The organism is Pyrinomonas methylaliphatogenes, assembly GCF_000820845.2.
GTDB lineage: Bacteria > Acidobacteriota > Blastocatellia > Pyrinomonadales > Pyrinomonadaceae > Pyrinomonas > Pyrinomonas methylaliphatogenes.
Map to the genome: position 1 here is coordinate 389,631 of NZ_CBXV010000002.1, position 14,427 is coordinate 404,057.

The following is a 14,427-nucleotide window of genomic DNA, read 5'->3' on the forward strand; positions in this document are numbered from 1 at the left end:
AAACTTTTCGCTGGCGGTCGAACTTCGCCGCAAACGTTTGCTTGCGAGCCGACGTCTAAAGGATAGTCTTGTCGAGATCCGGGAGACGTCATGGCTGAGATCTTCAAAACCTTTCTCCGCATCGAAGGGCGCGACCTGCCGCTTTGGCGAAAGCGTATGCGCGCGGCGCTGGTCTGCTCGCTCGCCCTTCACCTGACGACGCTCGCCTCAATCCTCTTCATCCCAGCGCTGCGCGACATGTTCAATGTCGCGTCAACGCTCGCCGGCGCCGAGTATGTCAACGAAGAGTATCAACGCACGAAGATCGAACGGGCCACGGTCATCCAATTGCTGAGCGATCGTTTTCAATATCCGCCCGGCTATTTCGCCAAACCGGAACCGCTTTCACAAATCGAAACGGTGGCGACCAAACGCCCTCGCCCGAAACCGCGCCCGACAGTTGAAATGAAACCGCAGCCCGAGGCTTCGCCGTCCCCGAGCCTCGATCCGCAGAATCTTGCCGAAGCGATGGCCTCCGAGCAGAAAGCGGAAGAACTGCTCGACAAGCAGGCCGAAGAGGCCAAGATCAAACGCCCGCCGCGCATCAACAAAAAGCCTTTCCTCGATCTTCTGCTCAAAGCCAAGCAGATGATGGAGCGCGGCGAACTCAAACTCGACGGCACGATCGTGATGACGATCGAGGCCGACCGCCGTGATGATGGAACATTGGAGAACGTCCGCATCACCTCGGCGCAGACGACCGATCGCGCGCTTTACGCGCTCGCCGAAGAGTTCGTCCAAGCTTTGAGCGCGAGCCGCGCACTCTCGTTCCTCGAAGGCGCGCGGAAGCTTCGCATGACGCTTCGATTGGACCAGCAAAGGGTGAGCGTGCGCGCATCGACTGAGGTGGAATCGGCGGCGCGGGCGGCGGAGATGGCGCGCGGTTATAGCGGCTTGCTCATCGTCGAAAGGCTCAGGAAGCGAGGCAGCGACGAGGCGGTCATCTGGAACAACACCACCGTCTCCTCGCAGGGCAAAGAGGTTCTGGTCAGGTTCGAAATGCCGCGCAATCTGGCCGGACAGATGCTCTCCAAACAACTGCCATCGAGCTGAATCCGATCAGCCACCAGATCTCCTCACTGGCGCATCAAAATTGAGGTGGGAAAAGCTCGCTTGCCCCCGCCTAGCGCGCTCGCTTACAATCGTGGTTTGCACTGAAAGGCGCGAGGCGAGTTGAAGATCTCCCGCCAGGAGCACATTTGACGGAATCGAGCGATGATAGACAGATTTTTAACCAAGCTTTTCGGCACCCCGAATCAACGCTACCTGAAGAGCATTCGCCCGCTCATCGAACGGATCAACGCGCTCGAACCCGAAATGCAGCAGCTCTCCGACGAAGAGATGCGGGCGCGTACCATCCAATTCAAAGAGCGCGTGGCGAACGCCGTCGCCGAGGCGCGCGACGCGGAAGAGCGCAAACGGCGCGAACAGGCGATCTTGAACGAGCTGCTGCCCGAAGCCTTCGCGCTGGTTCGCGAAGCTTCGGTGCGCACCACGGGGATGCGCCACTTCGATGTGCAGCTTATCGGCGGCATCGTCCTTCACGAAGGCAAGATCGCCGAGATGAAGACGGGCGAAGGTAAGACGCTCGTCGCCACGCTCCCCGCCTACTTGAACGCGCTCACGGGGCGCGGCGTGCACATCGTCACGGTCAACGACTATCTCGCCTCGCGCGATGCCGAGTGGATGGGCAAGATCTACAAGCATCTGGGATTGACCGTCGGCTGCATCCAGAACGACATGGACGATTGGGAGCGCAAGGACGCTTATGCCGCCGACATCACCTACGGTACGAACAACGAGTTCGGTTTCGATTACTTACGCGACAACATGAAGTTCGATCTGGCGACCTGCGTCCAGCGCGGCCATTACTACGCGATCGTGGACGAAGTCGATTCGATCCTGATCGACGAAGCGCGCACGCCGCTCATCATCTCCGGCCCGTCGGAAGAAGCGACCGACAAATACTACAAAGCCGACGCCATCATCCCGCACTTGAAGCGCGGCGAGAAGCTCGAGGATGGGAGGACCACGGGCGATTACATCGTCGACGAAAAACAACACACGGTCGTCTTGACCGAGGAGGGCATCGCCAAAGCCGAACGATTGCTCGGCGTCGGCAACCTTTACGATCCGTCGAACATGGAGATGCTCCACTGCGTCGAGCAAGCGCTGCGCGCCCATACGCTCTACAAGCGCGATCACCATTACGTCGTGCAAGATGGGCAAGTGATCATCGTCGATGAGTTCACCGGACGCCTGATGCACGGGCGGCGCTGGTCCGATGGTCTGCACCAAGCGGTCGAGGCGAAAGAGGGCGTCAAGATCGAGCGCGAAAACCAGACGCTGGCGACCATCACGTTGCAGAACTACTTCCGCCTCTACGAAAAGCTCGCCGGGATGACCGGCACGGCGGAGACGGAGGCTGCCGAGTTCCAGTCGACGTATAACCTAGATGTCATCGTCATCCCGACGCACAAACCGATGATCCGCGTCGATCATCCGGATGTGATCTATCGCACGCTGCCCGAAAAGTGGGATGCCGTGATCGAAGAGATCAAGGATTGCTATGAACGCGGCCAACCCGTGCTCGTCGGCACCGTCTCGGTCGAAAACTCGGAACTCCTCTCGCGTCGTTTGCAGCGCCTGGGCATTCCGCACAACGTCCTGAACGCCAAGCCCGAAAACGCCGCGCGCGAGGCCGAGATCGTCGCGCAGGCCGGTCGCAAAGGGGCGGTGACGATCGCGACCAACATGGCCGGTCGCGGCACGGACATCCTTCTTGGCGGCAACCCTGAGTTCCTGGCGCGCGAATTTTTGAAACGTGACGAGATCAACCCGGACGAAGCGACGCCCGAACAGTGGGAAGCGGCCCTCAAACGCGCCAAAGAGATCGTCGAGAAGGAGCACGAAGAGGTAGTCAAGCTCGGCGGGTTGCACATCGTCGGCACCGAGCGGCATGAATCGCGCCGCATCGACAACCAGCTTCGCGGGCGCGCTGGTCGTCAAGGCGATCCCGGTTCATCGCGCTTCTTCCTCTCGCTCGAAGACGATCTGATGCGCATCTTCGCGGGCGATCGAGTCCGCGCCATCATGCAGAAACTCGGCATGGAGAAGGGCGTCGCCATCGAATCGAAGATGGTCTCGAAGCGGATCGAAGCGGCGCAAAAGTCGGTCGAAGCGCGCAACTTCGAGATCCGCAAACATCTTCTCCAGTACGACGACGTGATGAACAAGCAGCGCGAGACCATCTACGGCCTGCGCCGCCAGTTGATGGCTGAGCCCGACCATCGCGAGTACATCTTGGGGATCGCGCGCGATCTGCTTTCCGATTTGACTAAACAATATCTCGACCCGGATGTGTCGCCCGATGAGTGGGACATCGCCGATTACAAGGCGCAACTGAAATCCATCTACGGTTTCGACGCCGATGCCGAAGGCATAGACTTCGAGCGGATGAACAGCCGCGAGATCGAAGAGGCCATCTGGCAGAAGCTCGAAGCCAAATACGCCGAAAAAGAGGCACAGGTCGGCCCCGAAGCGATGCGCACCTACGAGCGCATCATCATGCTCAACATCATCGACGCGCAGTGGAAAGATCACCTGCTCGCCATCGATCATCTGAAGCAAGGCATCGGGTTGGTCGGTTACGGCCAGAAGGATCCTCTGGTCGAGTACAAGAAGGAGAGCTTCGCGCTCTTCGAAGCGATGCTCGACCGCATCGACATGAACACCGTGCGCGCGCTCTTCAATCTGCAGGTCGTCTCCGAGCAAGCGCCCGAGGCGCTGCAGCGCCGCCGCATGAGCCGTCCGACGCGCATGACCTTCACGGGACCGAATCAAGGCGCCGCGGCGGCGGGCGAGGAGGCAGCGGTTAAAACGGTCCGTCGCGATCATCCGAAAGTCGGGCGCAACGATCCATGTCCGTGCGGGTCGGGCAAAAAATATAAGAAGTGCTGCGGCGCATGAGGCCATCGCCAGATCGAGGCGCTCTTACTGAAACGCGCGAGGCGAAGGCTGAGCGCAAAGCGCGAATTTTCGCAGACCTCGTTCGGAGATTGTAGCGGGGCTGTAACCACGGTTCGGGCGCGATCGCTTCACCGAAGCCGTCCCTTGTACACAAGTGCGTGAGTTGTAAACCGTTTCCTCAAACCGATCGCGCATCGCGTAATCATGAATTCAATTTTAGGTTCAGGTTCACTTTCGATCCACCGCTGAAGGTTCGAATCTTGCTGCCTTACGAACGCCATGAAGATGGCCTGTGAGTCTTAACCTGAAAGCAACGAGCGATGGGGAAACGGTCTGAGTCCGCACCTCGCGAGATCTTCGAACCTTATCATCGAGAAGCGCGCCTCCTAAAATCGCTTATGGCGGATCAGACTTCCGAAAGGGCCGGAGCGGGCGTCGGCGCGCTTCCGTTCCTTCGGTCCGAGCGACTATGATCGCTCTTTCGGCTGCCTTAATCTTTCCGAGGAGAGCTGATTCGATGAGAAAGATCGAAAACGCTGAGGTCGAATTCGTCGCCCAGGAAGGCGGCGTTGAAGAGTATCGCCTATGGAACGGGATGAAGATCCTGCTTTTGGAGAACCGCGTCGCGCCGGTGGCGACCTTCCTCGTGCTTTATCGTGTCGGCTCGCGCAACGAGGCCGTCGGGCATACGGGCGCCACACATCTCCTCGAGCACATGCTCTTCAAGGGGACGCCCACCTTCAACAAAGAGCGTGGGACGCAGATCGCCGCCGTGCTCCAACGGATCGGGGCCGATTTCAATGCGACGACGTGGTTCGACCGGACCAATTACTTCGAGACCGTCCCATCGGACCAGTTGGAACTCGCCATCTGGTTGGAAGCCGATCGCATGCGCAATTCCCTCATCTCCGATGCCGATCGTCAAGCGGAGATGACCGTCGTGCGCAATGAACTCGATCGCGGCCAGAACGAACCATCAATCGTGCTCGATGAAGCCGTTTACGCGGCGGCTTTCCGCGAACATCCCTACCATCACCCGACCATCGGCTGGCGCGCCGACGTCGAGCACGTGCCGACCTCGCGCCTGAAAGCCTTCTACGATACTTTCTACCACCCGAACAACGCGACGGCGATTCTGGTCGGCGATTTCGACCGCGCGACGGCGCTTTCGCTCATCGCCAAACACTTCGGGCAATATCCGCCTTCGCCGGAACCGATCCCCGAAGTTTACACGGAAGAGCCGCCGCAAGAGGGCGAAAGGCGCGTCACGATCCGCCGCGCTGGCGAAGTCGCGCTCGTGCAGATCGCGTTTCACACGCCGGCGGCGCTGGGCCAGACGAGCGTGCTGTCGAACGAGGAGCTGGCGCGCCGCGCGGCCAATCCGCCGATGGAGAACGACATCTTCCCGCTCGTCGTCCTTTCAACGGCCCTGTCACACGGGGTGACGAGCCGCCTCTATCAAGCGCTCATCGAAACCGAATTGGCCATCAAAGTTCATACGAATGTGGACCAGTTCCGCGATCCCGGCCTCTTCAACGTTTACGCGACGGTGCGGCCCGGAGTCGAGCCGCGCGCCGTCGAAGAGGCGATCTTGCGCGAACTCGATCGCGTCGCGCGCGAAGGGTTGAGCGCGGAGGAACTCGAGAAAGCGAAGCGGCAGATCTTGACCCATCTCGCTTTTGATCGTGATGGGACGTTCAACATCGCGCTTCAGATGTCGGAGGCAGAGGCCGTGGCCGATTGGCGTTTCTATCTCAACTATCCGAAGAACATCGAGCGCGTCAAAGCGGATGATACGCGCCGCGTCGCCGAGAAATATTTCACCGAAGACAATCGCACCGTCGGCCTTTTCATCCCGAAACAGGGGGCGGGCGGATCGAGCGCGATGATCGCCGCTCACGAACCGATCTCCGCTCGACCGCGAGCGACCATGACCAAAGCGCGGTCGGCTTGTTTTTACGATGAGGCTAAAGCCGGAAAGAGTCGAACCAAGCGGTTCGAATCGCGCGCGGATCGAGCCTCGCCGATAGCCGATCTTTCAGCGAGCGATGCGCCGCGCTTCTCCTCGCGCGTTGCGCGCGACGTGATGCCTAGCGGTGCGGTTTCGCTCGTCCTTGAAAACCGCGCCGCGCCGGTCTTCTCGCTCGTCGGAAGTTTGCGCGCCGGCTCTTACTTCGAACCGCGCGATCGCCCGGGGCTAGCGCGATTGACCGCCGAGATGCTCGAACGCGGCACGCGCCGCCGCACGAAATTAGAGCTTGCGAACGAACTTGAAAGGGCTGGCGCGCAGGTGAGCCTCAGCGCGGGACGCTTTGCGATCAGCATCGAAGCGCGAGCGCTCGCGCGCGATCTTGCGCTCGTAATCGGCGCGCTCGCCGAAGAATTGCGCGAACCGGCCTTTCCCGAAGACGAACTCGAAAAGCTCAAGCAACAAACCATCGCGCAGATACGGGAGCAGCAGAACAACACGCGCTATCGCGCCTTCGAGCGGTTCACGCAGATCGTCTATCCACGCGAGAATCCTTTCCATATCCCGCCGAGCGAAGAGCTGATCGCGAGCATCGCTTCGGTCACGACCGAGGACGTGCGCCGTTTTTATGAGAGGCAGTATGGCGGGCGCTCGCTCATCCTCGCCATCTGCGGCGATCTGGAGACGGCGCGCACACAGGAACTCATCCGCGGGGCTTTCGGCGACTTCGCCGGTCCGGCGAATATCGAAATCGAAGCGGCAGATCCAGAGCCGCTGGCCCAGCTCCGGCGCGAATTTGTGCGCGTTCCGGACAAGGCCAACATCGATGTCGTGATGGGCAAACATGCGCCGCTGCGCCGCCGATCGCCCGACTACCATGCGGCGCTTCTCGCCAATAACGCGCTCGGCCAATCGACGCTCTCATCCAGACTAGGGTTGCAAGTTCGCGATCGCGAAGGGTTGACCTACGGGATCGGCTCGCGCTTCTACTCGCCGGGACTGGTCGCCGGTCCGTGGTACATCGGCCTTTCGGTCAGCCCGGAGAATTTGGATCGCGCTACGGCTTCGGCGTTGAACGTTCTGCGCGAGTATGTCGCCAATGGTCTCACACCGCAAGAGCTGTCCGATGAAAAATCTTCAGCTGTGGGCTCCTTCAAGGTCTCGCTTTCGACCACGGCGGGGATAGCCGAAGCTATCTGGGAAGCGGAGTTTTACGGCCTGGGTCTCGACTATCTGGACCGCTACGGCGATCTGATCGAAGCCGTCACGTTGGATGAAGCCAACGCCGCGATCCGCCGATACTTCACGCCGGACGATCTGGCGATCGTGTTAGCCGGAGATTTTGAACGGGAGGATGAGGGGAACTAGCCGCTTTTGAAGTTGCCGCCGACGAGCCTCCACGCCCGATCGCGCGCCGAGGCGAGCGACTTTGAAGCGACTCAAAAAGGGGCGCCGGCATCGTGAAGCTTCACATCAGGCGATATGCGATCGAAGATCAATTTCGCCCTTTATCCAACTTCGCGATGATCGCATCGGCAAACTCCGCCGTGCTCGCCGTCCCGCCGATGTCGCGCGTGCGCACCTTGCCCTCGCGCAAGACCTCAAAAAGCGCATTCTGGATGCGATCGGCAGCCTCGCGCTCGTCGATGTAGCGCAACATCAGGATGCCCGATTGCAGAAGCGCCGTCGGATTAGCGATGCCGCGCCCGGCGATGTCTGGCGCCGAACCATGGACGGCCTCGAAGACGGCCCCCTGTTCGCCGATGTTCGCTCCCGGCACAAGCCCGAGCCCGCCGATCAATCCAGCGGCGAGATCCGAGATGATGTCGCCATAAAGGTTTTCGAGCAGCAAGACATCGAACTGCTCGGGGCGCATCACGAGCTGCATGCAGGCGTTATCGACTATTTTGTCGTCGGCTTCGATCTCCGGATATTCGGCGGCGACTCGATGGAAGCAATCGAGGAACAATCCATCGGAAAGCTTCATGATGTTCGCCTTGTGGACGGCGGTGACCTTGCGCCGACCTTCGCGCCGCGCGTATTCGAAGGCGAAACGCGCGATGCGCAGTGAGGCTTTTTCGGTGATGATCTTCAAACTCTCGACGACGCCCGGGACGACGACGTGTTCGAGCCCCGAATAAAGGTCCTCGGTGTTTTCGCGGACGACGACGAGATCGACTTCCGGGTAGCGACACGGGACGTTCGGCAGCGCCTTGACCGGTCGCAAGTTCGCGTATAGATCGAGCGCTTTGCGTAGTCCGACGTTGACCGAGGTGAAGCCTTTCCCGACCGGCGTCGTGATCGGCCCTTTGAGCGCGACGCGGTTGCGTTTGATCGAGTCGAGCAGTTCTTTCGGCAACGTATCGCCGAATTTCGCCAAAGCTTGCGCGCCGGCATAATGCGTCTCCCATTCGATCTCAACTCCCGCCGCCTCGATGATCCGCACGGTTGCGGAAGTGACTTCGGGACCGATGCCATCGCCGGGGATGAGTGTGATAGTATGTTTCATAGCGCATGACTTCGATTGTCGGGCGACTCATACAACGCAACGAATCTTATCAACAAGTCTGCCTCGATGAAAGACGTGGTGACAAATGGATCCAAAGCTGATGTCGTCATCATCGGCGGCGGAGTGATCGGCCTGTCGATCGCGCGCGAACTCGCCCGGCGAAAACTCGACGTCCTTTTATTGGAGCGCGGGCGGTTCGGAGCCGAAGCCTCTGCGGCGGCGGCTGGGATGCTCGCGCCGCAAGCAGAGGCCGATCGTGACGATGATTTCCTCCGACTCGCTTGCGCGAGCCGCGATCTCTATCCGGAATTCGCCCAAACCCTCTATGAGGAGACCGGCATAGACATCGAACTCGATCGGACGGGAACGCTCTATTTGGCCTTTACGGAGGAGGAGGCGCGCGAGCTAGAGAAGCGCTATCGGTGGCAGAAGAGCGCCGGTCTGGAGGTCGAGATCCTGAGCGCCGCCGAAGCCCTTTCGCTCGAGCCGAAGCTTTCACCCGAGATCCAAGCTGCGCTTCGTTTCCCGCGCGATTGGCAGGTCGAAAACAGGAGATTGATCGGCGCGCTCGTCTGCGCGGCCCAGAAGCTGGGCGCGAGGCTATGTGCCGACGTCGAAGCGACTTCCATCAAGATTGAAGGCAAAAGGGTCGAAGCCGTCGAAACTTCTACGGGAAGGGTTCACGCCGCGATGGCGATCATCGCCTGCGGGGCCTGGACCGATCTCATCAGATTCGGCGAGGGCGATCTGGGGGAACCGCTCATCAGACCCGTGCGCGGTCAAATGTTGTGCCTCGAAGCGCGCCCGCCCATCGTCCGCCACGTCGTCTATAGCCTGCGCGGCTATCTCGTCCCGCGACGCGATGGGCGATTGCTCGCCGGTTCGACCATCGAACGGGTCGGGTTCGATAAATCGGTCACCGTGCACGGGCTTCGCGAGATAATCGATCACGCGCTCGAGATCGCTCCCGAAGCGGCCGCACTGCCGGTGAGAGATTCATGGGCCGGATTGCGCCCTCAGACGCGCGACGGATGGCCGCTCATCGGGGCGAGCGAAGCGATCGAAGGGCTCTTCTACGCGACGGGCCATTATCGCAACGGCATTCTGCTCGCTCCGATCACAGGGAAGATCATCGGCTCCCTCATCTGCGGAGAAGAGCCTCAATCGTTCACTGAGAGGTTCACACCGGCGAGGTTTAAGATCAAGTGACGAGAGGTTGGCATGGTGGTCAAAATCGCACTCGCGCTCGCTATATCGCTTCTTTTGGACGGCGCGATTTCGGCGCAAGAACTCCCCGCCCCGCAACGATCTGAACAAGAGACAAACGCGCCCAAACTCCCTTCCGCTCGCGAACTCTATGAAGAGGCGGCGCGCTATGCGACCCGTCGCTTCGAGGAGTTCGATAAAAAGAAGCTGGCCTTCGATCGCAAGCTCTACGAAAAGACGCTGCAAGAGCAGCGCGAACTGGCACAAACGCGCGCCGCGCAGTTGAGCATGCGCCCGAATCTCGCCGGCGAGGATCTTTACTATTTGGGCCTGCTCTTCGATCTAGCGGGCCAAGCGGAAGGTTCACTCGATGCTCTGCGCCGCTTCTTGCGCGAGGCCAGCAACGCGCCTGGCGAGATGAAGCAAACGGCGCGCGTCATCATCGCGATCCACGCGGCTCAGCTCAAAGAACTTAAAGAAGCTGAACAGATGTTGGCCGAGTATCAGCGAAACGAACCGCGCAAAGCGCAAGAGATCTTCGCGCTCGAAAGGACCTTGACCTCGGCCTGCTATCAAGCGAAAGATGAGGATTGCGCGCTCCGGCATGCGCGCGCAGCTTTCGAAACGGCCAAACAGAGCTATGCGGCGCTCGACCCAGCGCAACGCGATCGGTTCTTGCTCGCCGCAGCCGATGATCTCTCAATCATCTATGCCCTTCACAATCAAAGGGACGAACTTCTCGGCGTGCTGCGCGAGTTGCAACGTCTGGGACTCAAGCTCCCGTCAGCCGAACTCTTTCGCCAAGCGACGCGGCGCTTGCGCAACTACGATGGCGCAGAGGCTGAAGATCTATCGAATCCCGAAAGGGCCATCCAGCAGAACGAAGAGAGCGCGCCTGCGCCGGAGATCCAAGCCGCCGAATGGATAGACACGAAACCCGTGAGACTCGCCGATCTGCGCGGGCGAGTCGTCCTGCTCGATTTCTGGGCCTATTGGTGCGGCCCATGCCTCGAAGCCTTTCCCAAATTGCGCGAATGGCATCAGAAGTACAAAGATCGCGGGCTGACGATCATCGGACTGACGAGGTATTACGGAGCAGAGCGCGGCATCCCGATGGCGCCGAAAGAGGAGCTGAATTTCCTCCGCGAATTCAAAAAGAGGTTCAAGCTCCCTTACGGCATCGGCATCGAAGCGACCGAGGAGACGGCTCTGCGCTATGGCGTAAGCTCGCTCCCAACCTCGATTCTGATCGACCGCCGCGGCATGGTGCGTTTCATCACCGTCGGGATCAACGATGAGGAATTAGATAAGCTCGGCCAGTGGATCGAGAAACTCATCGCCGAACCCGCGCCAGATGAGGCGCGCAAAGCTATAACGCAATGAGCTCTCCCCGAGAATCCCGAGCGACAGTTGCCACGGCGCATCGGGCGCAAAACTATAACGCGATGAACTCTCCTATGAAACGTGAAGATCCGACCGCTCGCGATTCGAGGCGAAGATTCGTTCGCGCCTTACATGTTTGGGTGGGATTGATCACAGCCCTTCCCATCCTCGCTTGGGCCTCGAGCGGCCTTCTTTACGCCTGGCCCGGCGCGATCGAAGGCGGGAGAGTCGAGCTCATCGATGCGGCGCGCATCCGCCTGACGCCGAACGAAGCGCTCGACCGAGCCAATAGTTTCGCCGGACGGAAGTTGCCGATCACCGCGTTGACGCTGCTCGTGCGCGAAGGGCGCCCGACCTATCAAGCGATCGGCGGGATGGGGGCCGATTCGCTGCTCATAGATGCTGAGACTGGCGAAGTGCGACCGACCCCTCCGCCCGATCTGCTGACGCGCTATTTTCGCCAAGCTCATTTCTATTTCTTTGCCGGAAGATGGCAGATCCCGCTTCTGATCTCGCTCTCTCTCCTTTCATGCCTTTCGGCCCTGACCGGAATCTACTTGCGATTGGCCCTTTGGAAGGGATCTGGCGCGCAACCGGCTCGCGCCTCGCATGATGGTTAACCGTTGCTTCGCGCGGCGCATTTCAGTTAAATTTTCGACTTAAGGAACAACCTAGGGCGGCCACCGGCGCATCAGTCTCAGGCTGCAAGTTTCTTACTAAGCTTATAGCGCTATGGAGAGCACTAACATCACCGTGACGATAGCTTTTCTGGCCGGGCTCGCATCATTCCTTTCACCATGCGTTTTGCCCCTCGTCCCCGGCTACATATCTCTGATCTCAGGCATAAGCATCGATCGGCTGAAGAGCGACGGCGGAGCATCGGCGCGGCGAGCCGTCATCATCAATTCGCTCGCTTTCAATGCCGGACTTTCGATGATCTTCCTGGCGCTCGGCGCCGCCGCCGGATGGATCGGCTCGTCCATCGTGGCCAATCCTTGGGTGCGCATTGCTGGTGGCATCATCATCATCATCTTCGGCCTCCACCTGATGGGTCTGTTGCGCATCAGCGCGCTCTACCGCGACACGCGCTTTCTATCGAGCGATAAACCGCGCGGCGTGCTCGGCTCATTCACGCTCGGCTTGGCGTTTGCCGCCGGCTGGACGCCCTGCATCGGCCCGATCCTCGGCGGGATTTTGGGTTTGGCAGCGACGACGGGCCACTGGCGATCCGGGTTGACGCTTTCGGCCTTCTACGCGGCGGGTCTCGCCGTCCCCTTTCTGCTAACTGGACTCGGCCTCAACCAGTTCCTCACCTTCTATAGCCGCTTCCGCAAGCATTTGCATAAGGTCGAAGTCGTCTCCGGCCTCGTTCTGGTCCTGATCGGAGCGCTCATCGCATCAGGATACGCGACTCGGCTGGCGAGCTCGCGCCTAGCTTCGGTGCTGCCCAATTTGGAGGCGTGGGTTGGGTCGCGCGCGAAGATCTCAACCGGCGAAAGCCCGACGCAGAAGAACGCCGCATATCCCTTAGCGCCAGACGTTCAATTCACGACGCTCGACGGGCGCACCGTCCGCTTGAGCGATTTTCGCGGGCGCGTCGTGTTGCTCAACTTCTGGGCCACATGGTGTCTGCCATGCCGCGACGAAATACCCGAACTCAATCTGATGCAGCGCGATATGGAAGCGCAAGGGCTGACGATCATCGGAGTCGCATGGGATGATACAGCCGAGGGAGTCAAGGAGTTCCAAAAGGAGATCCCGCAAAGCTATACCGTGCTGCTCGGCGGCGAAAACGTACAGCAACAGTTCGGCGGCATACCGAGCTTGCCGACGACCTTCATCATCGACCGCGAGGGGCGAATACGCCAGAAGATCATCGGCGCGCGCGATCGTTCTGGATTCGAAGCGGCGATTAAACCCGTGCTCGGCGCACAACTGGCCGAGTGAGCGAAAGGGCGATCATATGAACAGGCTCGTCATGGGCTTCCATCTTCTGCTCGCGCTCTGCGCTTCGACGATCGTCTGCGCTCAAGAGAGGCACGAGTACGCGCCAATCGAAGAGAGGACGATCGATTACGCCGACTGGACCTTCAAAAGCTTGCGCGACGGCTCGCCGATCAACTTTCGCACTTTCACCCAAGGGAAGAGGCTCGTGCTGGTCGTCTACTTCGCCCCCTGGTGCCCTAACTGGAGATACGAGGCGCCGATTCTGCAGAGACTCTACGAGAAGTATCACGCGCATGGCCTTGAGATCATCGCCATCAGCGAGTATGGCGCGCTTGATGAGACGCGACGCTTTTTCGGCGATCGCGGCTCGCCATATCCGGTCGTCATCGAATCCGAGACGCGCGAGGCGCGCGATAAAACGACGCATTACGCCTACCGCCAACGCTCGGGCGATAAACGTAACTGGGGATCACCCTACAACGTCTTCATCGAACCGGCGAAGGTCCCATCGCAAGGCGACATTCTCGCCGAAAAGGCTTGGGTCGCTAATGGGGAGTTGATCGAGGACGAGGCGGAGAGGTTCATTCGTGCAAAGTTGGGATTGGAACCGTCGAGCGCGCCAACCACCTCCGAGCGGAGAAATGCGGATGATCATTGTGCCATTGAACTCAACGCTCCAGCGAAGAAGCCTTGACCCATTCTATATCATGCCTCGAGCGACGCTCTCTTAGCCTTTGACCCATTCTATGATTCGAGCGATGCGAGCAGCAGGGCCGTGCGTGGCCCAGCCCGCGTTCGCTTTGACCCACTCTATAATTCGAGCGATGCTCTCTTCATTTAAAGCGATGAAGCCGGCTCTTCGCAGGTCCCCCCGCGCCCGATGAAGCGGACGCGGAGGGCGTCTCCTTTTCGGTTCATCGCTCGAAAGCTTCGAGCACTTCATCGGCGTGCCGCTCGACATCGACCTTATCGAAGATCTTCTTGATGCGCCCCTCTTCGTCGATCAAGAAAGTCTTGCGCGCATTTGTCCAGTACTCCTTATCGCCGAAGACATGTTTGCCGTAGGTCCCGTAAGCGTCTCCGATGCGATGATCGGGATCGCTCAAAAGCGTGAACGGCAGATTGTATTTCGATGCGAACTGGCGGTGCGACTCTTCGGTGTCGAGCGAGACGCCGAGCACTTTGATCCCGCGCTCTTCGAATCGAGCGTAAGCATCACGGAACGAACAGGCCTCTTTCGTGCATCCGGGGGTGTCGTCCTTCGGGTAGAAATAGAGGACAACCCTTTTGCCGCGGAAATCCGAAAGCTTGATCTCGTTCCCATTCGCATCGCGCGCGGTGAAATCCGGCGCGAGATCGCCTTCTTTGAGCATGATGAGAGCCTCCTATTCGAGAATCATCTAAC

Annotated in this window: 10 protein-coding genes; 8 read left to right on the forward strand and 2 right to left on the reverse strand. The window is 59.8% G+C overall.

Features of this window, described 5'->3' with window-relative positions; all coding sequences use genetic code 11:
* Nucleotides 1-90: 90 nt before the first annotated feature.
* From PYK22_RS03350 to PYK22_RS03360, 3 genes are all read left to right on the forward strand, one after another.
* Nucleotides 91-1,092 carry a hypothetical protein gene (locus PYK22_RS03350; RefSeq protein WP_041974255.1) on the forward strand — a complete coding sequence of 334 codons (1,002 nt, stop codon included), beginning with the start codon at nucleotides 91-93 and terminating at the stop codon, nucleotides 1,090-1,092.
* A 162-nt stretch (nucleotides 1,093-1,254) separates the two neighbouring features.
* Nucleotides 1,255-4,008: a preprotein translocase subunit SecA gene (secA, locus tag PYK22_RS18000; protein ID WP_041974257.1), complete on the forward strand. Its 2,754-nt coding sequence runs from the start codon at nucleotides 1,255-1,257 to the stop codon at nucleotides 4,006-4,008.
* 517 nt (nucleotides 4,009-4,525) lie between these two features.
* Nucleotides 4,526-7,345, forward strand: a complete 2,820-nt coding sequence (locus tag PYK22_RS03360; RefSeq protein WP_162199782.1) for a M16 family metallopeptidase — start codon at nucleotides 4,526-4,528, stop codon at nucleotides 7,343-7,345.
* A gap of 127 nt (nucleotides 7,346-7,472) precedes the next feature.
* Here the strand turns inward: PYK22_RS03360 and PYK22_RS03365 are convergent, their stop codons facing one another.
* A complete protein-coding gene (locus tag PYK22_RS03365) occupies nucleotides 7,473-8,486 on the reverse strand; it encodes an isocitrate dehydrogenase (NAD(+)) (RefSeq protein WP_041974262.1) in 1,014 nt (337 codons plus the stop codon).
* A 66-nt stretch (nucleotides 8,487-8,552) separates the two neighbouring features.
* Between PYK22_RS03365 and thiO the strand changes: the two genes are divergently transcribed.
* From thiO to PYK22_RS16315, 5 genes are all read left to right on the forward strand, one after another.
* The gene (gene thiO, locus PYK22_RS03370) at nucleotides 8,553-9,695 is read left to right on the forward strand and encodes a glycine oxidase ThiO (protein WP_041974264.1); all 1,143 of its coding nucleotides are present in this window, start codon (nucleotides 8,553-8,555) and stop codon (nucleotides 9,693-9,695) included.
* A gap of 12 nt (nucleotides 9,696-9,707) precedes the next feature.
* Nucleotides 9,708-11,075, forward strand: coding sequence for a TlpA family protein disulfide reductase (locus tag PYK22_RS16310; RefSeq protein ID WP_060635288.1), 1,368 nt, complete (start codon nucleotides 9,708-9,710; stop codon nucleotides 11,073-11,075).
* Nucleotides 11,076-11,149: 74 nt separating this feature from the next.
* The gene (locus PYK22_RS03380; RefSeq protein ID WP_041974267.1) at nucleotides 11,150-11,695 is read left to right on the forward strand and encodes a PepSY domain-containing protein; all 546 of its coding nucleotides are present in this window, start codon (nucleotides 11,150-11,152) and stop codon (nucleotides 11,693-11,695) included.
* A 112-nt stretch (nucleotides 11,696-11,807) separates the two neighbouring features.
* Nucleotides 11,808-13,022, forward strand: a complete 1,215-nt coding sequence (locus PYK22_RS17470; protein WP_157770640.1) for a cytochrome c biogenesis protein/redoxin — start codon at nucleotides 11,808-11,810, stop codon at nucleotides 13,020-13,022.
* Between the two features lie 16 nt (nucleotides 13,023-13,038).
* Complete coding sequence (locus tag PYK22_RS16315) at nucleotides 13,039-13,716, forward strand: TlpA family protein disulfide reductase (RefSeq protein WP_083437567.1); 678 nt, start codon at nucleotides 13,039-13,041, stop codon at nucleotides 13,714-13,716.
* Between the two features lie 220 nt (nucleotides 13,717-13,936).
* Here PYK22_RS16315 and bcp read toward each other — a convergent pair whose 3' ends face one another.
* Nucleotides 13,937-14,395: a thioredoxin-dependent thiol peroxidase gene (bcp, locus tag PYK22_RS03395; RefSeq protein ID WP_041974269.1), complete on the reverse strand. Its 459-nt coding sequence runs from the start codon at nucleotides 14,393-14,395 to the stop codon at nucleotides 13,937-13,939.
* Nucleotides 14,396-14,427 lie beyond the last annotated feature (32 nt).

Bases quoted from the DNA above. Each gene is read 5' to 3' on its own strand.
- PYK22_RS03350 (WP_041974255.1), top strand. From the start codon at position 91: ATGGCTGAGATCTTCAAAACCTTTCTCCGCATCGAAGGGCGCGACCTG.
- secA (WP_041974257.1), top strand. From the start codon at position 1,255: ATGATAGACAGATTTTTAACCAAGCTTTTCGGCACCCCGAATCAACGC.
- PYK22_RS03360 (WP_162199782.1), top strand. From the start codon at position 4,526: ATGAGAAAGATCGAAAACGCTGAGGTCGAATTCGTCGCCCAGGAAGGC.
- PYK22_RS03365 (WP_041974262.1), bottom strand. From the start codon at position 8,486: ATGAAACATACTATCACACTCATCCCCGGCGATGGCATCGGTCCCGAA.
- thiO (WP_041974264.1), top strand. From the start codon at position 8,553: ATGAAAGACGTGGTGACAAATGGATCCAAAGCTGATGTCGTCATCATC.
- PYK22_RS16310 (WP_060635288.1), top strand. From the start codon at position 9,708: ATGGTGGTCAAAATCGCACTCGCGCTCGCTATATCGCTTCTTTTGGAC.
- PYK22_RS03380 (WP_041974267.1), top strand. From the start codon at position 11,150: ATGAAACGTGAAGATCCGACCGCTCGCGATTCGAGGCGAAGATTCGTT.
- PYK22_RS17470 (WP_157770640.1), top strand. From the start codon at position 11,808: ATGGAGAGCACTAACATCACCGTGACGATAGCTTTTCTGGCCGGGCTC.
- PYK22_RS16315 (WP_083437567.1), top strand. From the start codon at position 13,039: ATGAACAGGCTCGTCATGGGCTTCCATCTTCTGCTCGCGCTCTGCGCT.
- bcp (WP_041974269.1), bottom strand. From the start codon at position 14,395: ATGCTCAAAGAAGGCGATCTCGCGCCGGATTTCACCGCGCGCGATGCG.